24 protein-coding genes are annotated in these 24412 nt (G+C 68.6%); 12 read left to right on the plus strand and 12 right to left on the minus strand.

Going from position 1 to position 24412, the window contains the following annotated elements; translation table 11 throughout:
* Positions 1-39 precede the first annotated feature (39 nt).
* Positions 40-339: a hypothetical protein gene (locus AC0VYP_RS14885; protein WP_285756616.1), complete on the minus strand. Its 300-nt coding sequence runs from the start codon at positions 337-339 to the stop codon at positions 40-42.
* Between the two features lie 671 nt (positions 340-1010).
* On the opposite strand from AC0VYP_RS14885, the gene AC0VYP_RS14890 reads away from it, so the two are divergent.
* The 4 genes from AC0VYP_RS14890 (at position 1011) to AC0VYP_RS14905 (ending at position 6917) form a co-directional block, all read left to right on the plus strand.
* On the plus strand, positions 1011-2030 hold the full coding sequence (locus AC0VYP_RS14890; RefSeq protein WP_475470273.1) for a hypothetical protein: 1020 nt from the start codon (positions 1011-1013) through the stop codon (positions 2028-2030).
* A 178-nt stretch (positions 2031-2208) separates the two neighbouring features.
* The gene (locus AC0VYP_RS14895) at positions 2209-3573 is read left to right on the plus strand and encodes a pyridoxal phosphate-dependent decarboxylase family protein (protein ID WP_285757821.1); all 1365 of its coding nucleotides are present in this window, start codon (positions 2209-2211) and stop codon (positions 3571-3573) included.
* Positions 3574-3854: 281 nt separating this feature from the next.
* The gene (locus AC0VYP_RS14900) at positions 3855-4445 is read left to right on the plus strand and encodes a hypothetical protein (RefSeq protein WP_285756618.1); all 591 of its coding nucleotides are present in this window, start codon (positions 3855-3857) and stop codon (positions 4443-4445) included.
* 312 nt (positions 4446-4757) lie between these two features.
* Entirely contained in the window at positions 4758-6917 is a 2160-nt protein-coding gene (locus tag AC0VYP_RS14905) for an FGLLP motif-containing membrane protein (protein WP_475470275.1), read from the plus strand.
* 15 nt (positions 6918-6932) lie between these two features.
* Here the strand turns inward: AC0VYP_RS14905 and AC0VYP_RS14910 are convergent, their stop codons facing one another.
* Complete coding sequence (locus AC0VYP_RS14910; protein ID WP_475470276.1) at positions 6933-7544, minus strand: FMN reductase; 612 nt, start codon at positions 7542-7544, stop codon at positions 6933-6935.
* Positions 7541-8656, minus strand: a complete 1116-nt coding sequence (locus AC0VYP_RS14915) for an LLM class flavin-dependent oxidoreductase (RefSeq protein ID WP_475470278.1) — start codon at positions 8654-8656, stop codon at positions 7541-7543. Before AC0VYP_RS14915 ends, AC0VYP_RS14910 begins: the two co-directional genes overlap by 4 nt.
* A 214-nt stretch (positions 8657-8870) precedes the next feature.
* Here AC0VYP_RS14915 and AC0VYP_RS14920 point away from each other — a divergent pair, with 214 nt between their 5' ends.
* Positions 8871-9383 carry a pyridoxamine 5'-phosphate oxidase family protein gene (locus AC0VYP_RS14920; protein WP_285756622.1) on the plus strand — a complete coding sequence of 171 codons (513 nt, stop codon included), beginning with the start codon at positions 8871-8873 and terminating at the stop codon, positions 9381-9383.
* Between the two features lie 63 nt (positions 9384-9446).
* On the opposite strand, the gene AC0VYP_RS14925 is transcribed toward AC0VYP_RS14920, so the two are convergent.
* Positions 9447-10433, minus strand: a complete 987-nt coding sequence (locus AC0VYP_RS14925; protein WP_349497175.1) for an SAM-dependent methyltransferase — start codon at positions 10431-10433, stop codon at positions 9447-9449.
* A gap of 125 nt (positions 10434-10558) precedes the next feature.
* Between AC0VYP_RS14925 and AC0VYP_RS14930 the strand changes: the two genes are divergently transcribed.
* Both AC0VYP_RS14930 and AC0VYP_RS14935 read left to right on the plus strand, forming a co-directional pair.
* A complete protein-coding gene (locus AC0VYP_RS14930; protein WP_285756624.1) occupies positions 10559-11551 on the plus strand; it encodes an LLM class flavin-dependent oxidoreductase in 993 nt (330 codons plus the stop codon).
* Positions 11552-11573: 22 nt separating this feature from the next.
* Positions 11574-12653: a Gfo/Idh/MocA family protein gene (locus AC0VYP_RS14935; RefSeq protein ID WP_475470280.1), complete on the plus strand. Its 1080-nt coding sequence runs from the start codon at positions 11574-11576 to the stop codon at positions 12651-12653.
* A 225-nt stretch (positions 12654-12878) separates the two neighbouring features.
* Here AC0VYP_RS14935 and AC0VYP_RS14940 read toward each other — a convergent pair whose 3' ends face one another.
* The 3 genes from AC0VYP_RS14940 to AC0VYP_RS14950 form a co-directional block, all read right to left on the minus strand.
* Positions 12879-13058 (minus strand): hypothetical protein, encoded by a 180-nt coding sequence (locus tag AC0VYP_RS14940; protein ID WP_285756626.1) that lies wholly within the window; start codon positions 13056-13058, stop codon positions 12879-12881.
* Positions 13059-13137: 79 nt separating this feature from the next.
* A complete protein-coding gene (locus AC0VYP_RS14945; protein WP_475470282.1) occupies positions 13138-14295 on the minus strand; it encodes a glycerol dehydrogenase in 1158 nt (385 codons plus the stop codon).
* Positions 14296-14503: 208 nt separating this feature from the next.
* The gene (locus AC0VYP_RS14950) at positions 14504-16192 is read right to left on the minus strand and encodes a DEAD/DEAH box helicase (RefSeq protein ID WP_475470284.1); all 1689 of its coding nucleotides are present in this window, start codon (positions 16190-16192) and stop codon (positions 14504-14506) included.
* A 658-nt stretch (positions 16193-16850) separates the two neighbouring features.
* Here AC0VYP_RS14950 and AC0VYP_RS14955 point away from each other — a divergent pair.
* Entirely contained in the window at positions 16851-17213 is a 363-nt protein-coding gene (locus tag AC0VYP_RS14955) for an ANTAR domain-containing protein (RefSeq protein ID WP_285756629.1), read from the plus strand.
* Positions 17214-17265: 52 nt separating this feature from the next.
* Here AC0VYP_RS14955 and AC0VYP_RS14960 read toward each other — a convergent pair whose 3' ends face one another.
* Positions 17266-17415 carry a hypothetical protein gene (locus AC0VYP_RS14960; protein ID WP_475470286.1) on the minus strand — a complete coding sequence of 50 codons (150 nt, stop codon included), beginning with the start codon at positions 17413-17415 and terminating at the stop codon, positions 17266-17268.
* 317 nt (positions 17416-17732) lie between these two features.
* Positions 17733-17906 (minus strand): hypothetical protein, encoded by a 174-nt coding sequence (locus AC0VYP_RS14965; protein WP_285756631.1) that lies wholly within the window; start codon positions 17904-17906, stop codon positions 17733-17735.
* Between the two features lie 333 nt (positions 17907-18239).
* Between AC0VYP_RS14965 and AC0VYP_RS14970 the strand changes: the two genes are divergently transcribed.
* Complete coding sequence (locus tag AC0VYP_RS14970) at positions 18240-18449, plus strand: hypothetical protein (protein WP_285756632.1); 210 nt, start codon at positions 18240-18242, stop codon at positions 18447-18449.
* 241 nt (positions 18450-18690) lie between these two features.
* Entirely contained in the window at positions 18691-19659 is a 969-nt protein-coding gene (locus AC0VYP_RS14975; protein WP_475470288.1) for a TIGR03557 family F420-dependent LLM class oxidoreductase, read from the plus strand.
* A 403-nt stretch (positions 19660-20062) separates the two neighbouring features.
* On the opposite strand, the gene AC0VYP_RS14980 is transcribed toward AC0VYP_RS14975, so the two are convergent.
* Positions 20063-20272 carry a type II toxin-antitoxin system antitoxin gene (locus AC0VYP_RS14980; RefSeq protein ID WP_285756634.1) on the minus strand — a complete coding sequence of 70 codons (210 nt, stop codon included), beginning with the start codon at positions 20270-20272 and terminating at the stop codon, positions 20063-20065.
* Between the two features lie 13 nt (positions 20273-20285).
* Positions 20286-21185, minus strand: coding sequence for an SPFH domain-containing protein (locus AC0VYP_RS14985; protein WP_285757823.1), 900 nt, complete (start codon positions 21183-21185; stop codon positions 20286-20288).
* 123 nt (positions 21186-21308) lie between these two features.
* Here AC0VYP_RS14985 and AC0VYP_RS14990 point away from each other — a divergent pair, with 123 nt between their 5' ends.
* Positions 21309-22274 carry an ABC transporter ATP-binding protein gene (locus tag AC0VYP_RS14990; RefSeq protein ID WP_475470290.1) on the plus strand — a complete coding sequence of 322 codons (966 nt, stop codon included), beginning with the start codon at positions 21309-21311 and terminating at the stop codon, positions 22272-22274.
* On the plus strand, positions 22271-23098 hold the full coding sequence (locus tag AC0VYP_RS14995) for a hypothetical protein (protein ID WP_475470291.1): 828 nt from the start codon (positions 22271-22273) through the stop codon (positions 23096-23098). Before AC0VYP_RS14990 ends, AC0VYP_RS14995 begins: the two co-directional genes overlap by 4 nt.
* 239 nt (positions 23099-23337) lie before the next feature.
* On the opposite strand, the gene AC0VYP_RS15000 is transcribed toward AC0VYP_RS14995, so the two are convergent.
* On the minus strand, positions 23338-24408 hold the full coding sequence (locus AC0VYP_RS15000) for an ABC transporter ATP-binding protein (RefSeq protein WP_475470293.1): 1071 nt from the start codon (positions 24406-24408) through the stop codon (positions 23338-23340).
* Positions 24409-24412 lie beyond the last annotated feature (4 nt).

Below are 24412 nucleotides of genomic sequence, written 5' to 3' on the forward strand. Positions count from 1 at the left end.
CGCCGAGGCGGCAGGCGCACATCTGCGGGCTCGCGGGGTCTAGTGCTCGTCCCAGTGGTCGTTGTGGACCGCGTGGCGGTGTCCGTCGTGGATGTAGTCGGTGTGGTCGCCGTGTGGCACGGCCACGTGCCCGCATCCCTCCCCGTGGCGATGCTCGTGGGCCGCGTGGGAGCGATGCTCGGTGGTGTTCTCGCACTCGTCGGTGTGGTCCTCGTGGACGCGGTGCAGATGCCCGTCGTGGATGTAGTCGGTGTGGTCGCCGTGTGGCACGGCCACGTGCCCGCATCCCTCCCCGTGGCGATGCTCGTGCCCGCGATGCACTTCGTGCGTCATCGTCATGGTCCTCGCTCCTCACGCGGTTCAACAGCATTGTCGCCGGCCTACTCGATCCGGGCGCGCGCCCGGACGACGGGCATCCGGCCGCACACTCGAAACGCTAGCCCTCTGACCAGGGAAAACAACTCGACTTCCGGTCAACTCTCGCCAAAAGTTGACCTCGCTCGGTGGTCCTGGCCACAAGCGGACGAGCAGGCCCGGAAACACCCTCGGCCACGATTTCACCAATTCACAGTGCACCCATTTGATTACTCTAGGTAAAATATTCGGTGGTCGGGCTGGTCACGGAAGCAGTCGTCCATCGGTGCGGCCTTTTCTCCCCGTGCTCCTCGTCCTCCCTACGACCTAGCGGGCGCCCGGCTCCACCGCGGGCCGACAGCCGGCCACCGGGTGCTACGTGGCGGCAAGAAGCGAGGGTCGATTGCCTGCCTCCCCCTCCAGGAAACCGACCACGGGCGGGGAACGTCCGTTCTTCGCCGCGCGATCGACGAAATCTGGTGGTACGACCGTTCGCCGTTCGTCAGCGCACCGTTGCCGAACGGCTTTCCGGGGCCGCGCTACGAGCACCGTCCTTCCCGGGAACGTTCGGCAAGAACGGCCGGACCGCTTCTCGGCACGCTCGCGGGCCTCTCGACCTCGACGCCCACCCGTCAACTGATAAGGAACCGACTCCCGTGGCCCAGCAGAACCCCCCGTTGCAGTTGCCCTTGCCCGAACGGCTGCCGCGGCACCGCGCGGAGATGAGTGGAGCACTGCGCACCGTGACCGATCTGTGCCCCATCGGAATGACCGCGCAGGAGCGCCGGGCCACGCGTGCCCGGCTGGGCTCTGCGGTCAACGCCGCACCGACGAAAGCGACGGGGCGCCGGGAACGCGAGGCCGCCGCGTACGACGTGCACTTCGGCGTCGAACGCGTCGGCGGGGATCCCGGACGGGTGTTCCTGGTCGGACTGTTCACGGCCTACTGTGATCTGCTCGACGACGTCGAGGCGTGCGGGAGCAGGCTGCGCGCGCAACGGTGGCGGGCCCTGCTCGACGGTTCGACCGCTGTCGTCGGCTTCGCAGCCCGCACCGCGCCGGTCACGACAGTGCCCACCGGCCCGCCCCCACCCCCACCCGTTGCCCCGGACGGTCCAGCCGTGCTGCGGCGGTGGCACGTCGGCCACCGCCTGTTCTTCGTGCTCGTCCAGGCGTTGACCGTCGCGCTCTCCTGCCTGCGCAGCGCACGGGGCGACGGAACCGGGATGCGCGACGCATTGGAACTGGCGATCGTCCTGAACAGGGCGTCAGCGGCCTCCATGCACTATGCCGGGGACTTTTCGGCAGCAGGATACGCCGAGGTGGTGCGGCCCAGCATGGAACCCCCGTTCACCGCTCCCGGGTTCAGCGGCCTTCAGGGACGCGACCACCGGTATCTGATCCGACAGTTCGGCGGCCTGCACGCCGTGGCGGCCGAAATCCCCGGGGGCGCGGACGTCTACCGGCGTTTCACCGCGTCGGTAACCGACCTGCACCGCGCGCACAGTCGCGTCTGTGCGCGGTTCGGTGGTGACGCCCTGCCGACGAGTCTTCGGATGCGCGGCGACCGGCCCGAGCAGGAGGGTGCGCGCTCGGTGGAGGTACTGGCTGTCTTCGCCGAGCGACGCCTTTCGCTGCTGTCCAGGGCCACCGGGCCCGACCCGTCGGGTCGCTGACGGAGCCCTCCCGGGGGCCGCGCGCCGACTCATCAACCGCAAGACTCCGGAGGTTTCCCGCGCGGCCCGATGGAGCCGAGTAGGCTGTCGCGGGTGGTTGACAGGGCACGGCCTTGCGCCCCCTCGCAGCGCGTTTCGGACCGAACCGGCGCGAACGCTTAAAGGAGTCGTCGTGGAGATGGGCCACTGGACGAGTCGGGCGATCGACGCGGTTGCCGACTGGCAGGCCGAGTGGGGCCGATACAACCAGCATCCTTCTCTCGACGTGGATCTCGATGTCCTGGGTGACCGCCTGGCGGAGCTGACCGACCGGCTCACCGGGAACTATCCCTTCTTCCATCCGCGCTACGCGGGCCAGATGCTCAAGCCCCCGCACCCGGTGGCCGTCGTCGGCTACCTCGCGGCCATGTTGATCAACCCGAACAACCATGCGCTCGACGGCGGGCCGCCCACCGCTGAGATGGAACGGGAGGCGGTCGCGGAGCTGGCAGGAATGTTCGGGTTCGACACCCATCTGGGCCACCTCACCTCGGGCGGCACCATCGCCAACCTGGAAGCGCTGTTCGTGGCGCGGGAGATCCATCCGGGCAAAGCCGTCGCCTTCAGTGCGGAGAGCCACTACACGCACGCCCGGATGTGCCACCTGTTGGGTGTGGCAACCCGGTCGGTGGCCACCGACCGGTTCGGTCGTATGGACCCGGCCGCGCTGAACGCGGCGCTGGCCACCGGCGAGATCGGTACCGTCGTGGTGACTGCGGGAACAACCGGGCTGGGCGCGATCGACCCCGTGGACGAGGCCGTGGCGACAGCCCGGGAGCACGGGGTCCGCGTCCATGTGGACGCGGCCTACGGGGGGTTCTACACCCTGCTCGCGGGGGCCGGGGCCGAGGGACTGGCGCCGGAGCCCTGGCACGCGATCGCCGAGTGCGACTCTGTCGTCGTGGACCCGCACAAGCACGGCCTGCAGCCGTACGGGTGCGGGGCGGTACTGTTTCGCGACCCCTCGGTCGGACGGTTCTACCGGCACGACTCGCCCTATACCTACTTCACCTCCGACGAACTCCACCTCGGCGAGATCAGTCTGGAGTGCTCGCGGGCGGGGGCGGCAGCGGCGGCGCTATGGCTGACGCAACAACTGTTCCCCTTGACCCCGCAGGGCCTGGGCGCGGTGCTGTCGGCCAACCTCCGAGCGGCGCGCGGCTGGGCCGAACGCGTCTCCGCCGCACCAGAGCTGACCCTCTACCAACGTCCGCAATTGGACATCGTGACCTATTTCCCTACTGTGGAGCACCCAACTATGGCGGGGATCGACGCGGCCAGCGCAGCTGTGCTGAAGGCCGGCATGGCCGAGGAGGACCCGGTCTTCCTGTCGACGCTCACCGCCGGCCGTTCGGACATGCTGGAGCGGCACCCGGGGGTGGGCGCCGACGCCGACAGCGCACGGGTTCTGCGCAGCGTGCTCATGAAGCCCGAAAGCGAACACCACCTGGACTGGCTACAGGACAGAGTTCGCACACTGGCCAGAGCCGCCACCGGGAGCTGATTTTCGCGGCCTGTCCGGCACGGTCGCGGTGGGCGTTCTTCAAACGGCTGCCAAACGCGCCAAGAAACGCACTCCCACCCCAAGAGAACACAAAGACCCCAGAAGTCTCCCCGGGCCCGGCAGTGGAAAACTCGATGAAAATGGGTGACTTTTTCTCGGGGTTTCTGACAAACGCGAAAAAAGGAGTGGCCAAGATCGGTCACCCAGGGGCTTGTCGCCTTACTTGTGATGGCGCGTCGTTAAGATCGCTGGAGCTTAGCGATTGAAAGGTGTTCACCGCAATGACCCCGGCCCCTGTTTTCAGCCTCGCCGAACTTGAAGCGATGAACCACCAGGAGTTCAAGGCCATCGTCTCGGGAAATCTCGGTGACGAGCACGAGGAACTGTGGGAACTGCTCAGCGGAATCAAGCTCTACCCGCGGACCCGCGCGGTACTGGTGGATCTCCTGCAGACCATCGCACTGCACGCCAACACCGAACGCGTCGAACTCGACCGCCTCAAGGCCGAGTGCCTGGCCGAGGGCCCCGAGGCGCGGAGCCGGTTCTTCGGGGCCCGAAGCGACTACGAATCGCGAAAACGCCGGCGCAACGGATTCAAACGCCTGGTCGAAGCCCGGATGCAGCGACTGAAAACGGCTAAGAGAAACAACCACGAGACCCACCAGGCCCGCAATCACGATCGCCATCGGCTGGGGCTGTGCAATCTCGCGCTAGCGGTGCACCAGCACCGCGACAGCATGCTCGAGGAGGGGATCACCCCCGACAAACACGATCTTGTCCTGTGGGAGGCCCTGGAGAAGATCGAGGTGGAGATGGGCGGACGTGTGATATCCCTGGCCCAGGCGATCGAGTACGGACACTGGACGGACTAACCGAGCCGGTCATGTGAGCCCGTGTTCGACGAATGACCGTTTCATGTTTCTTCTTTCTCCCTGGTAAAGAATAAAAACAATTCTTCACAGAACTCCGACACCTCCAGCGCATAATAAAACCAGAGCGAGGATTAGGCAGGACGGGGAGCCCCCATGGCCCATGCGCTGAACAGCAGCCGATCCACCGACGACGGATCCGAAAGCGCATCCGACCGTGGTGCGGTCCGGCAGTGCTTATCGACGCCGTCCGCGGGATGGAGTGCCCCGCGGACGGCACACGTTGTTTCGAGGACACGCGATGCCGCGTCCCGGTTGCTGACCGGTATCGGGACCCTCCTCGTTCTCCTCCTGCTGAGCGCCGGCGGGGCGACGGCGTGGGCCGCACCGGCGGAGCACGGAGCCGAGGAACCCCGCACCGGTCAGGGTGGGGCGCGGACATCCGCCGGAGGCATCCTCGACGATCAGAGCGGTGTCGAGGCTTCCCTGCGACCGTCCCTGCCTCTCCCCGACGCCCGGGGGGCGACCTTTCACGAGTTCTTCGGCCATTCCGGCGATCCCTACTCGATCGCGCTGCGCGACGCCGAGGCATGCGCGCTTCCCCGGGGTGTTCAGGGGCCGAGCAGTGCGGGCAGCCGCGGCGTGCGGCTGAGCATCACCCAGCAGGACCCGGCCGGCCGGCCATCGGTGCCGGTCCCGGCCGACGTCTTCTACGCCAGTGCCACCGACCTGGTCGTCACCTTCAGCAGTACCGACTTTTTCGGCGAGGTCACAGCGGTCGTGGAGTGCCTGGCCCCAGAGGGCGCCTGGGAGATTGCCGCCGAGGTCTCCTATTCCGTTCTGGCCACGGACTTTCCGCCCATCGGGGTCTTCTTCTCCGCCGAGGAATTCGATCCGGTGGTCTCCGACGGGCAGGTCCTGCTGCGGCTGTGGACCCAGGACAACATGATGACCGGGGAGAGCGCGCCGACCCTGGACGAGGTGAGTGCCGAGATCGACGGGGAACCCGTCGAGATCACGGGGTCGCCGGGAGATGTGCGGATCGCGATGCCCGACGACGCCGAGCCCGGCCTGCACCTGCTGAGCCTGATCCGCGACGCCCCTTATCCCGCCTGGGTCGTCGTGCCGGTCGTCAACGGTTTCGCCGCAGCGGTGGAGCCGGCTCCCCTGCCCGGGACAGGTGCCGACGGTGTTCCCCGGCTCGACGAACTGTCCACCGATCCGCACACGATCGCGATCGCCGTTGCCGTGGCCGCTGCGGCGGGCGGAGCCGCGTGGCTGCTGATCGGGTTCCCTTCCGATGTCTTCAACAAGTCATTGGAAGGCAACCGCGGGCGGATCGGTTCCTGGTGGCAGCGCCTGGGCCGGCTCGTGCGCAGGCCGGGGCGGCCGGGCCGGGTCAAGGCACGTTTCTCACTGTCCAGCGGGGCGGCTTTCCTGACGTTCTGCCTCATCTCGGCGGGATTCCCGGTGCTGCTCGGTTGGGAACCGCCCCCCGAGGGCACCCCCTTGCTGGACTTCCTGGGCCTGGTGGTCGCGGTCCTGGTCACGACACTCGTGTACTCCTGCGCGGCCGAGGTCGCCGACCACCGCTGGTCGGGGGTCGAGGGCCGGTTCGACGTCGCCCCTTTCGCGCTGATCGTGGTCGCGGTCTGCTCGCTGACCTCCTACCTGGCCCAGTTCGATCCGGGCTACTTCTACGGCCTGGTCGGGGGGTTCGTCGCCGTGTCCCAGCGCGGGGCCGCCGTCGGCGACGCCCCCGCAACCGGCGCGAACCGCATCAGGGCCTACGAGGGGCGTGCCACCCTGCTGGCGGCGGTGTGCGTACTGGGCACGAGCGTGCTTGCCTACCTGATGTGGAACTCGGTCGCAGCCCTGGTGGACGACGCCGGCAGCAACTCGTTCGGAGCCCTGCTCCTGGAGAAGTCCCTGCTGGCAATCTTTCTGGTGGGGATCCAGACGGTAGTGTTCGGCCTGCTGCCCATGCGCTTCCTCGACGGCTACCGACTGTGGTCGTGGCGACGGACCTCCTGGGCGGCCGTTTATCTCCCTGCAACCCTGGTCTTCGTCTACCTGCTGCTCATGCACCCCGACGAGGCGGCCGGCAAAACCGTCCCGGACTCGCTGCTGGCCACCGCTGTTCTGTTCGGGGCGTTCGGGGCACTGTCCCTGACCGTGTGGGGGTTCTTCGTGTGGCGGGTGCACCGCGAGACATCCGCTCCCCAGCCACCGCATTCGCTCCCGGCCGCGCCGACCGCCGCGGTTCCTGTCTGCGGCGGTGACCGCACGACGGCCCTCACAGCGCTGGCGACCGCCATGGCACGGGCCGCCGCGCGCAGGACCCCGGGCAGCCGGCCCGGTGATCCACCGGGGCGCACCGGAGAGCCGGCCGGAGACGACAGGCCGGCGCGGCGCCTCCCGCCGGAACCTCCCGATGCCGCCCCTACCGCGGTCCCCGGCGACACCGACGGCTAGGGCCACGACACCGGCCTACTCCCCCGACAACAGCGTCGCGAAGGGGACCGGGTCGTCGAAGGGGTCGCGCGGTTCGGCCCTGCTGCGGCTCCCCACCAGGGCGGCGAACTGGTCGGCTGCCCGATCGATACGGACACCGAGCCGACCGTCTCCGCCCGATCCCCAGTCCTCGGCGGCGGCGAAGACGGCGGTGGGGGCCACCACCGACCTCAGGTAGCCGAACAAGGGACGCACGGCGTGCTCAAGGGCCAACGAATGGCGGGCCGTGCCTCCGGTCGCTGCGATCAGGACCGGTGTGTCGGTCAGTGCGTCCGGCTCCACCGCGTCGAAGAACGTCTTGAACAGTCCGCTGTAGGAGGCGTTGAAGATCGGGGTCACCGCGATTACCCCGTCTGCGTCGGCGATACCGTTGACGACCTCCGCGAGCCCCGGGGAAGCAAAACCGGTGAGCATCCGGTCGGCGAGGTCACGGGCGTGGTCGCGCAGCTCCACCGTTTCGACGGTGGCCTGGTGCCCCTGTTCCCGAAGGGAGCGCACGGCCGATGCGGCGAGCCGGTCGGCCAGCAGCCGGGTGGAGGAAGGGGTGCTCAACCCGGCCGTGACCACGACGACCCTGCGGGCGGTCATCGTGCGGCCTCGACGAGGTCGGTGCCCTCTTCGAGCGTGCCGGTGGCCGCCGCGCGCAGGCCGGCGTGCGTCGGTGCCTCGGGGACGTGCGCGGGGCGCAACCGGTCGAACTCGGCGCGCAGTACCGGGACGACCTCTTCACCCAGTAGGTCCAGCTGTTCCAGGACCGTCTTGAGCGGCAGCCCAGCGTGATCCATCAGGAACAGCTGGCGCTGGTAGTCGCCGAATTTCTCGCGGAAGGTCAGGGTCTTGTCGATGACTTCCTGGGGGCTTCCCACCGTGAGCGGGGTGCCTTCCGTGAACTCCTCCAGTGACGGACCGTTGCCGTAGACCGGGGCGTTGTCGAAGTAGGGGCGAAACTCCGCCACGGCGTCCTGGGAACGCTTGCGCATGAACACCTGGCCGCCGAGTCCGACGATGGCCTGGTCGGCGGAACCGTGCCCGTAGTGCTCGAAACGCCTGCGGTAGAGGTCGATGAGCCGCTGGAAGTGGTTCGTGGGCCAGAAGATGTGGTTCGCGAAGAATCCGTCGCCGTAATAGGCCGCCTGTTCGGCGATCTCGGGGCTGCGGATGGAACCGTGCCAGACGAACGGGGGGACACCGTCCAGGGGGCGAGGCGTGGAGGTGAAGGACTCCAGGGGCGTGCGGAACCGGCCCTCCCAGTCGACGACGTCCTCGCGCCACAGGCGGCGCAGCAGTTGGTAGTTCTCCACGGCCAGCGGGATGCCCTGGCGGATGTCCTTGCCGAACCAGGGGTAGACGGGCCCGGTGTTGCCGCGCCCCATCATCAGGTTGACCCGGCCGTCGGCCAGGTGCTGCAGCATCGCGTAGTCCTCGGCGATCTTGACCGGGTCATTCGTGGTGATGAGGGTGGTCGCGGTCGAGAGGATGATGCGGCTGGTGCGGGCGGCGATGTACCCCAGCATGGTCGTGGGCGAGGAGGGCACGAAGGGGCGGTTGTGGTGCTCGCCCGAGGCGAAGACGTCGAGGCCGACCTCCTCCGCCTTCTCCGCGATCGTCACCATCGCCTTGATCCGCTCGGCTTCGGTCGGCACCGTTTTGGTGGTCGGGTCGGGCGTCACATCGCCCACGGTGAAGATCCCGAACTGCATCTCTCGCCCTCCGGCTTTAGTTCCAATTTCAACTATCTTCTCGAACCTTCGACATGCGGATTCCATTCCCAGCGGGACCCCCGCAACGAGGTGGGGTTGGGCACTTTGCACGTCCTGCACATCCGCTTCGCACCCGATCGTCGCGATGAGTTTCACGGGGCAGGGAAGTCACACTTCTCAACGGTTCCGCCCCGGAACCTTGAGGAGGCAAACCATGGCGGGCAAGAACCCGACCGGAGAGATCGACGCTCGTTACAGCAGCGAGGGCGCGGCCCCCGTACAGTGGGCGCACGCGCGCGGGCTCCTGGAGAGCGCGGAGGTGTTCTGGCTGTCCACGGTGCGCCCCGACGGGCGCCCCCACGTCACTCCGCTGCTGGCGGTCTGGCTGGCGGACGCGCTGTACTTCTGCACCGGAGCAGAGGAGCGCAAAGCGCAGAACCTGGCGCGCAATCCGCATTGCATCCTCACCACCGGCCACAACACCCTCGCCTCTGGCCTGGACCTCGTGGTCGAGGGCGACGCGGTACGGACAAAGGACCACGACCTGCTGAAGCGCTTGGCCGGCCTCTACGTCGCCAAATACGGGACCGCCTGGAGTTTCGAGGTCCGCGACGGCGCCTTCCACCACCCGGGGGGCGGGGAAGCCCTGGTGTACGGGGTCTCCCCCACCAAGGTTCTGGGCTTCGGCAAGGGGACGGAGTCCAGCCAGACACGCTGGCGCTTCTGAGGTCCGCCCCTGCGGTTTCCCCCGCCCTCGGCTCCTGACCCTGAAGGCCGTCGTCCTCCAGGGTCAGGAGTCGAGGCGGGCGACACCACCGAAGTGCCAGCGGGTGGCGTCCGAGAGGTCGCTCTCGGGATCGGGGCGCCACCAGGGCAGATAACTGGCCCCGGGATCGATGAGGGTGAACCCCGCGAAGAAGTCCTCGATCTGCTCCGGATAACGCAGGTAGACCGGCGCGGTGGCACGGCGGTAGGTGTTGGTCATCGCATCGACGGCCACGCCGCCGGCGCTGCGGGTGCCGTGCGCGATGACGACGTGGCTGCCCGGGGCCAGCACTGAGCGCAGGCGGCCGATGATGGCGGCCGGATCCTCGTCGTCGGAGATGAAGTGCAGGACCGCCACGAGCAGGACGGCGACCGGACGGGTGAAGTCGATCAGACGCAGCTGGCGGACGCGGTCCAGGAGATCGGGGCTTCGGGCATCGGCCTTGATCACCAGGGTCTTGCGTTCGCGGGCCAGGAGTGCCCGGGCGTGCGAGAGGACGGTGGGGTCGTTGTCAACGTAGACCACGCGGGAGCAGGGGACGTAGCGTTCCGCGACCTCGTGGACATTGCCCTGGGTGGGGAGACCGGCACCGATATCGACGAACTGGTCGATTCCCGATTTTGCCAGATCACGCACTGCGCGACGCAGAAAAGAGCGATTCTCCCGGGCCGTCTGGAACAATTCGGGAACGTCCCGGAGGATTTCCCGGGCAGCCTCGCGATCGACCCGAAAATTGTCCTTTCCCCCCAGGTAGTAGTCATACATGCGCGCTGGACTGGGCTTTCGCAGATCAACTTCTGGCGGATGCCAGAACGGCGCTTCCCCTCCGGTGAACTTCCACCCCGGTGGTATCGATGCGCTGATGCTGCGCCTCCTGAAATCTACGTGTGGATAGGGCATGCCTGCGCTCGGGCGTGCGCTGCGCGCCCTGCCGTGACCGCGGGCCCGGATGGGAAGAGGAGCGTTGTCGAGATGGGCCGGCACGCTTGTCCGCCATCCTAGTACAGCCATTTTCCGGTGTTTGAAACGCAGCTGTGACGAACGATTGTTGTTTCCCCCCTCTGCTCTGGGTATACGTTTGCCTCTGCGCTCGCCCCGGGGCGAAGTTGTCGCAGAAAAATCGAAAAGGGAGCAGCATGGGATTCGGAGTCGTATTCACGCAGGGTGTCGTTTCCGGTGACCCCTACCGCGTGGGACAGGAGGTACTGGAGCAGGCCACGGCGGCCGACCGACTCGGCTTCGACGCCGCTCTGACCACCGAGCACAAGCACTCCACCGAGTACTTCGGTTCCGCCCTCCCCATGGCGTACGCGATCGCAGCGCGCACAGAGCGGGTGCGAGTGGGGACCAGCGTGGCGCTGGGCCCGCTGTACAACCCGGTGGAACTCGCCCAGGACGCCGCGATGCTCGACCAGATTTCCGGCGGACGACTGTTCCTCGGCCTGGGCGCGGGCTATCTGGAGGAGGACTTCACCACCGTGGGGGTCCCCTTCACCGAGCGCGCGGGACGCCTGGACGAGACGGCGCGGATCGTCCGGTCGGCGTGGACGAACGAGCGTTTCTCCTTCTCCGGCGAGCACTACACGTTCGACGACGTGTCGGTCATTCCCAAGCCCCTTCAGGCCCACGCGCCCCTCCACCTGGGGGCGTGGACCCCTGGTGGGCTGCGTCGCGCCGCGCGCCTGGGCGACGGCTGGATCAGCAACGCCCTGATGTCGGTGGACACCATGGCGCAGATGGCCTCGGCCTATCGCGACGAGGCCGCTCTAAACGACAAGGAGGGCCACGTCAGCGCGGTGCGGTTCTGCTGGCCCGCGCGCAGCCGCGAGGAAGGAATGCGCGACTTCGGCGACACGGCCCTGGCAATGGTGCGCACGCTCTGGGAGTACGGGGCCATCGGCGACATGCCCGGGGTGCGTTCGGCCTCCGACATCACCATCGACGACGCGGTGCGCGACCGGATCATCTTCGGAACCCCCGACGAGTGCGCCGAGTCCATCAGGGGCTTCCAGGACACCGCGGGCGTGCAGGACTTTCTCCTGATCTTTCGTCATCCCACCGGCCCCGGGCAGGCGAAGGTCCTGGCCGCCATGGAGTTGTTCGCCACCGAGGTCGCAAAACAGTTCTGAGAATCCAGCCGAGGAGCTCGCCGTGTCCGTACGTGAACCGATCCGGGTCGGGGTGATCGGCGCCGGTTACGGCTCCGTCGCGCACCTGCCCGCTTACACCGCACTGCCCGAGTTCGAGGTGGTCGCCCTGGCGACCAGCCACGCCTCCTCCGCCGAAGCCGCGGCTGCCCGGTTCGGGATCGAACGGGCCTACGGCGACTACCGGGAACTATGCGCGGACGACCGTGTGGAACTGGTTGACGTGGTGACCAGGCCCAGCCTGCACGCGCCGATGGTGCGCGCCGCCGCGGCGGCCGGACGGCACGTTCTGTGCGAGGCTCCCCTGGCCGTGCACTCCCGGGAAGCCGAAGAGATGTCGGCGGCGGTCCACGACGCCGGGGTCCGCGCCTTCGTGAACATGCAGTCGCGGTTCTCCCCGGGGCTGCGCACCTTGCGCCGCCTGGTGGCACAGGGCTGGATCGGTCGGGTGGCCAACGTCCGCGCCACCGCCTTCTATCCCACTTTCACCCGCCCCGCGGCGGCACCAGGTTCTCTGTGGTGTGCCGACTCAGCAACCGGAGCGGGATCGTTGCGCGTTCACGGCCTGCACACCCTCGACTTGATCAATTGGGTCTTCGGGACGACGGAAACAGTGAGCGGGCACGCGGTCACGTCGCGGACTTCCTGGCCGATGCCCGAGGGCCGGCTGCGTGCCGACAGCGTCAACTCCGCGGCGGTGACCGGACGGTTGCCGCAAGGGGGCGTGTTCTCGCTGCACACCTCGTGGGTGGCCTGGCACGGCAGTGGCTGGAGTCTTGAGGCCTACGGCGACGAGGGAATGCTGCACGCCAGCGCGGCCGGGCACACCGGGCATTTTCCGGTGACGCTGCGGGGTGCGCGACACGATACGGCAGAGCCCACGGAGCTCTTCCCCGCGGGGGCCTCCCGAACGACCGCCGGCAGTGGCGTGCCGCCCTTGGGCGGGCTGCTGACAGCCGTCGCCGAGAGTCTGCGCAGTGGACGCGACGACCCGGATCTGCCGACGTTCGCCGATGGGTTGTCCCTGCTGCGGACCGCGGAATCCGTGGAAGGCGCGCTGTGGGACGGGACCCGATCGGGCTAGCCCCACCGGATCGGACTCCTGGAAGCGGACCATCGGTCGGTGCGACGAAGGCCATGCCCGACCGCGGCCCGTACTCGCCGCCTCTTCGTACGGTACGGGCCGAGAACGGTCCCGCCCTGCACGGCGGTGCGCCGATACCCGGTCCCGCCGATCCAATGGGTCGGCGGGACCGGGCCGGTCAGCCCCAGGCCGATTCGCTCCGGCGGCGGTGCGCGCCGTCCACCGCTAGTCGGGAGGCTCGGTGTCGGCTTCGGTGTCGGGGCGCTCGTCCTGGCCGGGACGGGACTTCTGCTCCGGCTCCTCGGTCTCCTCTGCCGGCTTGGAGAAGTCGATTTCGGGGACCTCGGGAAAGCCCGGGGGAAGCGGAGGGTCGGGGGTGATGGGCGGGTCGTCGTGTCGAGTCATGGCCCCCCGCTACCCATAGGAGGCCGCAGTGAACGAAACGCCGCGCAGCAACCCGGCTCCCGCCTCACCCGACCGCCGTTCAGTGCCTGTTCGGTGCCTCCGGAGCGGGCAGCCCCGCCTCGGAGCGGACCGAACGGCCCAGGACCTCGACCGCCTTGAGGGCGTCCAGCAACGCGTCCTCGGAAACGGGGAACGCGAGATTGTGGATCGTCTCCTCAGGCACGATCGCGGCACGCACGACCTCGCGCAGCGTGTCGTCGTCGGCGTCGCCCAGCCCCACCTCGGTCAGGCTGGTCGGCAGCCCGACCCGCATGGTGAACGCGACGAACTCCCTGATCTCGCTGGTGTCGGCGCCCTCCAGGATCAGTTGGCAGATCGAACCGATGTTGACCTTTTCGCCGTGGGCGAGGCCGTGCGTCTGGGCGACCGCGGTCAGCCCGTCGTGGACCGCGTGTGCGGCGGCCAGACCGCCCGACTCGAATCCGAGCCCCGACAGCAGCGTGTTGGCTTCGACGACCGCCTCGACCGAGGGTGTCACCAGGTCGTTGCGCACCGCGTCGATCGCCGGCAGGGCGTGCTCCCAGAGGATGTCCCAGGAGAGCCGGGCCAGTGCCGTGCCCGCATGCGTCGCGCTGCCGCCCGCCATCGTGGTGGCAGCGGAACGTTGCACGGCGCGGGCCTCGATCCAGGTCGCCAGGGCGTCGCCGACCCCCGCGATGAGGAACCGCACCGGAGCTTTGGCGATAAAGCCGGTGTCAACGAGGACGAGGTCCGGGTTGCGCGAATAGAACCGGTAGGAATCGAACGCTCCGTCCTCGGTGTAGACCACCGAGAGAGCGGAGGTCGGGGCGTCGGTGGAGGCCGCTGTGGGAACACTGACCCAGCGCACTCCGGCGTTGTCGCCCGCGGCCTTGGCGGTGTCGATGGCAGCGCCGCCGCCCAGCCCGATGACCACATCGGCGCCCTGTCCGCGGATCAGTTCCGCGATCCGCTCCGCCTCCGCGGCGGTGGGCACTCCGCCGAAGATCTCGAACACCACCGGCAGGCCGGCCCGTTCGAACGACTCGGTGACGGTCAACTCGGTCAACTTCCGCACCACGTCGTCGGTGAGGATCAGCGGTGTGGATCCGATCTGGGCGACGTAGCGCCCCAACTCGCCCAATGCCCCGCGGCCCTGCACGTAACGGGCCGGTGAGAGCAGCGAGCGCAGTACCGGGGCCTGGGTCGTCTCAGTCACGGAAATGGTCTCCTCGTTCTTTTCTTGCCGACACGATCGAAGAACCTCGTGCTCGCGCGACTGCCGGAGTACGGCGCGATGACCGGCCCCACCCCGGAGGCGCTCGACGGGCCCCTCTCCGGGAGACTGACCGCACAGCTCCGGTTAAACCGCTCGGGAAAGCAGAAACCGCCCCCCGACCGAAATCGAGGGGCGGTTCGGGCAAAGGTCAGCGCGCTTCGTAGCGCTCGCGGCGCACGACCGTCTTCTTCCCCTTGACGGTGCTGCCGCGCAGGGCCTCGATGACGTCCTCGGCGGACGCCTCGGGGACCTCCACCAGGGAGAACCGGTCGGCGATCTCGATCGCACCGATGTCGCGGCCGCTGAGCCCCGACTCCCCGGCGATGGCTCCGACCAGGTCCTGGGGCCGAACCCTGGAACTGCGGCCGATCCCGACGAACAGACGCGTCATCCCGCCCGAAGGCGCGCGCCCCCGCCGCGGTCCGCGTCCGGATGTCTCGCGCCGGTCCCCACGCCCGTCACGGTCACGCTCCGGACGCATGGTGATCTCGGGGATCTCCTCCTCGTCGGCGGCCGCGCCACTGGACTCGTGCGCCAGTTTCACCGCGGCGAGCGCGATCTCCATGACGTCGAACTCCTCGGCGAGCGTCTCGACCACGCCGCGGAACCGGTCCAGGTTGTCCTCCAGGAGGCTTTCCTGGAGCGCGGCCCGGGTCAGTTCGAGCCGCCGAGCCCGCAGGTCGGCGATGCTGGGCATCTTCTCGACCGTGATCTGACGCTTGGTCGCACGCCCGATGGTCTTGAGCATGCGGTGCTCGCGCGGCTCGACGAGAGTGATGGCCACACCCTCGCGCCCGGCGCGACCCACGCGGCCGATCCGGTGCACGTAGGACTCGGTCGCCGAGGGCACGTTGTAGTTCACCACGTGGGTGAGGTGCTCGATGTCGAGACCGCGCGCGGCGACATCGGTGGCGATGAGCAGGTCGGCCGTCCCATTGCGCATCCGCCCCATCACGCGGTCGCGCTGCTCCTGGTTCATCCCGCCGTGCAGGGCCTCGGCCCGGTAGCCGCGGGCGTTGAGGGTCTCGGTCAGCTGGTCAACCTCCTCGCGGGTGCGACAGAAGACCAGTGCGGCGGTGGGGGCTTCCACGTCCAGCACGCGTCCCAGCGCCGCCGGCTTGTGGGCCCGCGGAACCACGTAGGCGCTCTGGCGCACCAGCGGCTCCTCCCCCGGTGCGGGGGTGTCGCGCGCGATCTGGATGCGGACCGGGTCCTGCAGATGGCGACGGGCGATCACGTTGATGCGCGCGGGCATCGTCGCCGAGAAGAGCACCGTCTGGCGGTCTTCGGGGGTCTCCTGGAGGATCGACTCGATGTCCTCGGCGAATCCCATGTCCAGCATCTCGTCGGCCTCGTCGAGGATGACCATCTGGAGCGCGTCCATGGGCAGCGTTCCACGACCGATGTGGTCGAGTGCGCGGCCGGGCGTGGCGACGACGACGTTGACACCGCGTTCCAGGGCCCGCAACTGGCGTCCGATGGGCTGCCCCCCGTAGATGGGGAGGACGCGTGCACCGAGGTCGCGTCCATAGCGGTGCAATGCCTCCGAGACCTGGACGGCCAGCTCTCGGGTGGGGACGAGCACCAGGGCCGTGGGCTCCTTGCCCTTCCCTCCCGCGGGCATCCTCTGGAGGACCGGAAGAGCGAACGCGGCCGTCTTCCCCGTCCCCGTTGCGGCCTGTCCGAGCAGGTCACGACCCTCCAGCAGTGAGGGGATCGCCTCCCGCTGAATGGGCGTGGGCTCCTCGTAACCGAGACCCGAAAGCGCACGCAGCAGCTCCGGCCCCAATCCAAGGTCAGCAAATCCGGTCGTGTCGTCGGTCGTGTTCTGGGTCATGCTCCGGTCTCCTCGTCCCGGGGCAGATGCGCACGGGACCCTCGTTGACGGCGTGTCGCGCTCCTGCGTCCGATCCCGTTGCGACACCGAGGCACCTGTTTTTGGGCGCGGTGGGGCTCATCGGGGCGACGGCCATGGCGACCTGCCGATTGTAAGTCCCGACGGCGTGTCCCTCGTGTCACCCATCGCCAGAAAAGGATTCCGGAGGACTTTTTCCCCGGTTTCATGTGCCCTGGTCATCTCGGCTGAGCAGACGCGAGTATGCGTGGCGACGCTGGGTAGGCGGCGAATCGTGGAGCGTCCGAGCGCGCGCATCGCGCCCGCCGGGCTGGGCCGGGTTGAAAAAACAGCTCGCCGCCGGGGCCCATGCCCGTTCAGGGCATGGGCCCTCTCCCCTTTCACAATCCGGTGTGGTGCGCGCCATGGTTTTAGGCATGTCGCAAACCGGCCGCTGCGGGACACGAGCCGTCAGCGAGAAACCGAGGTCCGGTGATCTGCCAGCTCATCACGGTGCCCGGGAACACACGTTCGGGCCGCAACGTGTGGCCGAACGTAAAGAGGGCATTCAGATTCACGACACCCCCGGAACCCGCCATGCCGCGAGGGATGCCGCATCTGCGACCAGTCGGATGCTCCCTCCGGGCTTGTGGAGGACTCCATGACCGTTGACTCGAAACCGCAGTACGTGCTCCCCGAAGCACTCGTCCACCGCAACCAGGAACTGGAGGAGAAGGTACGTAATCTCACGCACGCGCTGGAGTCGCGTGCGGTCATCGACCAGGCGATAGGCGTGATCATGGCGGTGCGCTCCTGCGATTCAGAGCGTGCGTGGACGATCCTGTCCACCGCGTCCCAGCGCACCAACACCAAGGTCAGGGAGATCGCGTCGGCCCTGACGGCCACCGCGTTCGGCGCGCTGCCCCCCGAGACGGCCAGGCCGGTACGCCATGCCCTGGCCATCATCACGAGTCAACCGCGCCGGAAGCCGGCCTGCCTGCCCGACCAGGACGCCGGCGACTGATCGCGCCGCCCGGCGGCTGCCCGAGCGGAGACGGGAGGCCGCCGCCTCGGGCTCAGTGCCCGGGCGGACCGTTTTTCGGGCTGTCCTGGGGACTCGCCAAGGCATCGAGCAGTGCGAGCAGGCCGGAGCCCGGCTTCTCTTCGTCGATGAGTGCGTACGCGGCTGCCAACATCTCCTCGTCATCGAGGTCGCTCCAGTCCACGTTCTCCACCCCGGGTTGTCTGTCGCCCTCCGCTCGGTTCCCAGCACAACAGCTGGAAAACGAACCGGCCCCCAACCGACGATTTCATGATCACCGAGCCGGCAACACGGCCAATAATGATGAAATCTCTGGCAACGGTACCCTTTTCCACTCGTCCGACACCGCGAAGAACGAAGGCGGGACCATACCGCCGGGGCGACCGGGCAACGCCACGGGCGTCGCGCAAAAGACTTCCGGGGTCGTGGAGATCAAGGACACGCCCGTCCCCGGCCCGGAGACCGGGGCTGGGCGTTGATCACTGATCGGACCGGGCCACCTCAGCGGCGCCGACCGCGCGGCAGCGCAGTGGCGATTCCGGAGAGGTGCAGCGCGACGCAGAGCAGCCCGGCAAGCGCCAGGCTGGTGGGGGTGATGATCTCGGCGACGGAACCGATGGCGATCTCGAACAGCAGGGCGAGACCGAAGAGAACTGCGGCTGCAATGGCGAACATGGAGTCCTCCGAGGGGATCGGTGATTCGGGGGTCGTGTGATTGGTACGGCGGCAGCCCGCTACCCGGCGTGTCGGCGGCCTACGCACATCCGCGGGGTTTTTGCATTCCGGTTCGGTAACGCCCCCCTTCCGCATCGCCTGCGCACAAGGCTTTTCAGCGCGGCGACCTGCACCGGCCACCGGGCGGCAGCCCGGAACGCGACACGGATCCCTGTTCACGGAGCGAAGCGGATGAACGCGGACGTTTCAGTGGAATCTCCTGCCCTGGTCGGGGTAGTGCTACCGCGACCATGAACAGGCCGTCCGTACGGCCGTTGCCCCCTGGAGGCAGCAGTGCGCAGCAGAACGGTACTTCCGGTAATCATCGTCGTCTGGCTGCTCATCGGGGTGCTCGCGGCGGTGCAGCGCGGGTACTTCAACGAATCCGAGCAGAACTGCGCCACGATCGGCAGCACCCTGGTGACCGTGCTGGCCGGTCCCTTGAACTACGTCGGCCTCAACCCCAGCATCGACTGCCCCGAGTTGCCCCAGCCCTCGGAGTAGCCGACAAGAGCGGTCAGATCCCTGTGGGCCGCTGGGTGGGGCTCGGGCCTACCCCGACCCGGCCCAACGGCCCACGAACCCCGGACCCTGTTTCTCAGGGGCGCATGCACCCCGACCGGCGGCGCGATGACGCCACGGTTCGACCGGACGGACGCCTCACCGGAGCAGAGCGATGTGCATGACCCCTCCGGTCTGGGCAGCGGCCCCTTGATCCGTACACCGGACGAGGGGAACGACGCACATGAGAATCGGGTACAAGCTCTTCGCCGAGGCGTACTCGCCACAGGAAATGGTGCGCCAGACCATCCGGGCCGAAGCGGCCGGATTCGACTTCGTCGAGATCAGCGACCACTTCCACCCCTGGCTCTACAGCCATGGGCACTCCGGCTACGCCTGGTCGATCCTGGCGGCCGCTGCCGCCCGCACCGAAGGCATCGAGCTGGCCACCGGGGTGACGTGCCCCTTCATCCGGTACCACCCCGCGGTGGTGGCGCAGGCGGCGGCCACGACCGCGCTGCTCAGCGGCGGCCGATTCGTGTTGGGCGTGGGAGCGGGGGAACGGCTGAACGAGCACGTGGTGGGCCGGGGATGGCCGGCCGTCCATCACCGCCACGCGATGCTGCGGGAGTCACTGGAAATCATCCGGCTGCTGTGGTCGGGGGGCTACCACTCCTTCGAGGGCGAGCACCTCTCTCTGGAGGACGCCCGTGTGTTCGACCTTCCCGAGACGGCACCACCCATCATCGTGGCGATCAGCGGCCCCGCATCGGCGCGGATCGCCGCCGAGTTCGGCGACGGGATCTTCACCACCGAACCCAAACCCGAACTGGTCGGTGCCTACTCCGATGCCGGAGGCTCCGGAGCGGCCTACGGCGAGGTCCCGCTGTCCTGGGCGCCCGACGAGGCGAGTGCGCTCCAGTCGGCACACGAGAAATTCCGCTTCGGGCTGACCGGCTGGAAGGTGCAGTCCGAGCTTCCCAACCCGGTCAACTTCGAGGCCGCCACCGCCCACATCCGCGAAGAGGACATGCGCGCGACCTTCGGCTACGGACCCGATCCGGCGAGTCATCTGGCGGTGGCACGCCAGTTCGCCGACGCGGGGTTCGACAACCTGGCGCTGGTCAACGCCGGCCCCGATCCGGACGGGTTCTTCGACTTCTTCACCGCCGAGCTCGCCGAACCCTTGCGGAGACTGCGGGCGGCGTCCTGAGCAGAAGCCGGGGCGCGGCGTTCGTGAACCGAGGGGGCCGCGGCCATGGATGGCCTGGGCCGGCCAGGGACGGGCGGCGCCGCGAAGTCGTTCATGGTTGCTGGGCGTCCCCCACACGGAGGTGGGCGCGGTGGTGCGCACGGTCGCTGGATCGGAACTGGACGCGAAGACGCTGCGCGCCTTTCTGGTCGGCCGGCTGGTCGCGTTCAAGGTCCCCGGTCACGTGCGGGTCAGTGCCGAGGATCGGCCGAGCAACGCCACGGGCAAACGACTGAAGAAGCGTCTGCGCGACGAGGCCGGTTGGGCCCGCGGCCGGCAGCCACCTCGCCCGACGCACAGTCGAGGGGTCGCTCCGGGCCGTTGGAACGGCGGGGAGCGCCCCCTCGACACGATCGGCAGACGGTCACCCGTCGTCGGCGGAAGGCTTGCGCGGCCGCCCCCGACGCGGGATCTCGCCGGTCTTCTTGGGCATCCGTCCGGCCCCGTCCAGCGCCCTGCGCAGCAAGAACTCGATCTGCGCGTTGGTACTGCGCAGTTCGTCACCGGCCCAGCGGGTCAGCGCGTCGTGCACCGCCGGGTCCAGCCGGAGCAGGATCTTCTTGCGTTCACTCACGCCACGATCACCGTCACGAGTAGAGCGACCCGGTGTTCACGACCGGCTGGGTGGCACGGTCCGCGCACAACACGACCAACAGGTTGCTCACCATCGCCGCCTTCCGCTCCTCGTCCAGTTCCACCACATCCTCTTCCGCGAGGCGCTGGAGCGCCAAATCCACCATGCCCACCGCGCCTTCGACGATGTACTTGCGAGCGGCCACGATGGCACCGGCCTGCTGGCGCTGGAGCATGGACTGGGCGATCTCGGGGGCGTAGGCCAGGTGGGTGAAGCGCGACTCGATGATCTTGACGCCGGCCGAATCGACGCGCTCGGCGATCTCCTCCGACAGCTTCTCGGTGATCTCGTCGGCGTTGTCGCGCAGGGACAACCGGGCTGCCTCTTCGTGGGTGTCGTAGGGGTAGTTGTTGGCGATGTGGCGCACGGCCGCCTCGGTCTGGATGCTGACGAACCTGACGAAGTCGTCCACCTCGAACATGGCCCTCGCGGTGTCCTTGACCTGCCAGACCACGACGGCGGCGATCTCGATGGGGCTACCGCCGGAGTCGTTGACCTTCATGACGGTGGTCTCGTGGTTGCGGATGCGGGTGGAGATGGGGTGCCGCGTGGTCAGCGGGTTGACCCAGCGCAGACCGTCGGTACGGATGGTGCCGGTGTAGCGGCCCAGGAACTGCAGCACACGGGCCTCGTTGGGGGCGACGACCGTCAGACCGGCACAGACCACGAGGCCGATGATGACGAGCAGTGAACCGCCCACGACCGTGAGCACGGTCGGCAGCACGCCCTGGAGGCCGAAGATTCCCCAGGCCCCCACTCCGAGACCGGCCAGGAACAGGAGCAGGGCGAGGCCGAAGACGGGGAGCCCGGCGCGGCCGTCGGCGAGCTTCTCTCTGACCTGGGGGGTGGGCATCTCGACCCCGGTGACAGTGCCTTCTTTGGTGTGCACCTGAAAATTCCTTCCGTTCGCGAAGTGATGCCTTAAGCCTAGCATTGTGATATCACTTTTTTAAGCGAACGGGACGAGAGGATTCTGATGATCGAAGCAAGCGGACTCACCAAGCGCTACGGCGACACCCTGGCGGTGGATCGACTGTCCTTCACGGTCAGGCCCGGCGTCGTCACCGGTTTTCTCGGGCCGAACGGCGCTGGGAAAACGACCACCATGCGCATGGTCCTGGGCCTGGACTCCCCGACCGACGGCAGCGCCACGATCAAGGGAAAGCGTTACGCCGACCTGGTGGCGGCCCCGCGCACGGTCGGCGCACTGTTGGATCCCGGCGCGGTGCACCCGGGTCGCAGCGCCCGCGCCCACCTGCGGTGGATGGCCTACGGTGCGAAAATCACGGCGTCCCGGGTCGAGGAGGTCCTGGGGACGGTAGGGCTGACCGGGGCAGCGGGAAAACGGGTCGGCGGATTCTCGCTGGGGATGCGCCAGCGCCTGGGCATCGCCGCCGCGCTCCTGGGCGATCCCGAGATCCTGATCCTGGACGAACCCCTCAACGGCCTGGACCCCGAAGGCATCGTGTGGGTGCGCACCCTCCTCAAGGGCTTGGCCGACGAAGGACGCACGGTCCTCGTCTCCAGCCATCTGATGAACGAGATGGAGGCCACCGCCGACCACGTACTGGTGATCGGACGCGGCAGACTCATCGCCGACGCCCCGACCGCCGATCTCACCGGAAGCGGAAGCGCCGGGGAGGTCTTGGTCGCCTCTCCCGGGGCAGCCGCCCTGGCCACTCTTCTGACCAGCGAGAACGCAACCGTTCGCGCAGGGGAGGCCAGCACCCTGATGGTGGCCGGGGTAAGCGCCGCGCGCATCGGCGAGGTAGCGATGGAGCACCGTATCCCGCTGTCCGAGCTGACCCCCGAGAGCGCCAACCTGGAGGCCGCCTTCATGGAGCTGACCGCCGCCAGCGTCACCCACCGGTCCGGACGACACGCCACCCGCGGCGACGCCCTGGCCACCGCCCGCGACCTCGGAAGGGCAGGCAGGTCATGACCGCGACCGTTCCCGTTCCCAGCCCCCCGTCCCCTACGGCCCCGCCGCGAGTGGTCGCGGCGGTTCGCTCCGAGTGGGCCAAACTGTGGTCGCTGCGCTCGACCTTCGTCCTTCTCGCCCTGACACTGCTGATCGGTACCGGGTTCAGCGCGCTGCTGGCGCTGGCGCTGGGCGCGGCACCGGAAACCCCGGAGGGGCTGGACACGACATCCCAGGCACTGGTTGCCGCGCAGGTCGGCCCGGCCTTCGCCGGCATCGTCCTGATCGTGCTCGGTGCCGGCTACTCGGCGGCGGAGTACTCCACCGGCACCATCTCGGTCACTTTTGGCGTCACGCCGCGCAGGTGGCGCCACCTGGCCGCCAAGACAGCCGTGACCGCTGCCGTCACCATGGCGGCGGGCGCCGTCGTCGCCCTTGCGGCGTTCTTCGCCTCCCAGGCGGTCCTGGACTCGTTCGGCCTGCCCACCACCGGCCTCACCGATGAGAACGCGGTACGGGCCGTGACCATGGGCGCGGCGACCATGCCGCTGTTTCCGCTGCTGGCGCTGGCGCTGGGCGTGCTGCTGCGCAGCACGGCCAGCGCGATCACCACTGCCCTGGCCCTGATGTGGGCACCGATGGTCTTCGGCGCCCTGCTGCCGCAGTGGGCCCAGGAGAACGTGCTGCGCTATCTGCCCACCACCGCGGTCGACAGCCTGGTCGGCGGCCTGCCAGAGGGGTCCCCGTTGTACCTGGCGCCCTGGGCGGCAGCGCTGCTGGCCGCGGCATGGCCGGCGGTGGCCCTGGGCGCGGCGTTCGCCGTCCAGGCACGCCGCGACGCATAGGACACGTTGCCCGTGGCCGAGCAAAAAGAGTTTCCTCGGCTCACCGGGGCAACGGCGCGCGATCCGGACCTCGCGGAGGCAGGGCTTGCGCTGCGGTCGCACGCACAAGGGCGTGTTCGGTGCACTCGGCGGGTCTCTTCGCACGCAGGGATCAGGCCCCGCTCTCCACCGAGAACACCGCCTGGTCCGGGGCCGTTCGTCGGGCGTCTTCTGCTCGCCGCACGGCCCCGGACCGCCCCTCAGGCGCCGGCGGCGAGCACCGGATGGGGGCGCGGGGTCACCGTGACGGCCGTGCCCGGGGTGAGGTCACCGATGCTGGAGCTGGCGACCTGTGCGATCACCACCTGGTCGTCGGCGAGTCGCACCTGGACCCGGGCCAACGACCCCAGGAAGCTGGCGGCCACCACCCGGGCGGCACCGGCCTCGTCCGGGGTCACCTCAAGTGCCTCAGGGCGCAGCAAAACGGTGACGTCCCCCTGCGCCGACCCCTCCAACAACGGAACCCTGGCCCCCAGCACCTCGGCGTGGCCGTTGACGGCATGGCCGGGGACCTTGTTGGTGAGCCCCACGAAGTCGGCGACGAACTCGCTGGAGGGGCGGGCGTAGATGGTGGCGGGGTCGGCTATCTGCTCCAGGCGCCCCGCACGCATCACACCGACCCGGTCGGCCATGGCCAGCGCCTCCTCCTGGTCGTGTGTGACGAAGAGGGTGGTGATGCCGACCTCCAGTTGGATGCGCCGGATCTCGTCGCGCAACTGGGCGCGGACCTTGGCGTCCAGCGCCGACAACGGTTCGTCCAGCAGCAACACCTGCGGTTCGATGGCCAGGGCCCGGGCGATCGCCACCCGCTGCTGCTGGCCGCCGGAGAGCTGGTGCGGATAGTGCGCGGTGTGCGACCCCAACCCCACCAGTTCCAGCAGTTCTCCGGCCCGGGTCCGCCGCTGCGCGGTGGCCCTGCCGCGCAGCCGCAGCCCGAAGGCCACATTGTCCAGCGCGGTCATGTTGGGGAACAGGCTGTACGCCTGGAAGACCATACCCATGTCGCGCTTGTTGGCGGGACGGTGCGTGATGTCGGTGCCGTCCACCAGGACCCGGCCGGAGTCCACCTGCTCCAGTCCGGCGAGCACGCGCAGGGCGGTGGTCTTGCCGCAGCCCGAAGGGCCGAGCAGGGCCACCAGCTCACCGGGCGACAGCTCCAGGTCGAGCCCGTCGAGGGCGCGCACGGAGCCGAAGGTACGGGTCAGCTCGGCCAGGTGTACGCGCACACCCTGGGCGTTGAGGTGCTTGGCCGCATCGGGGGTCGTCGTCATGTGC

This window comes from Nocardiopsis sp. iso_186 (genome assembly GCF_056173365.1).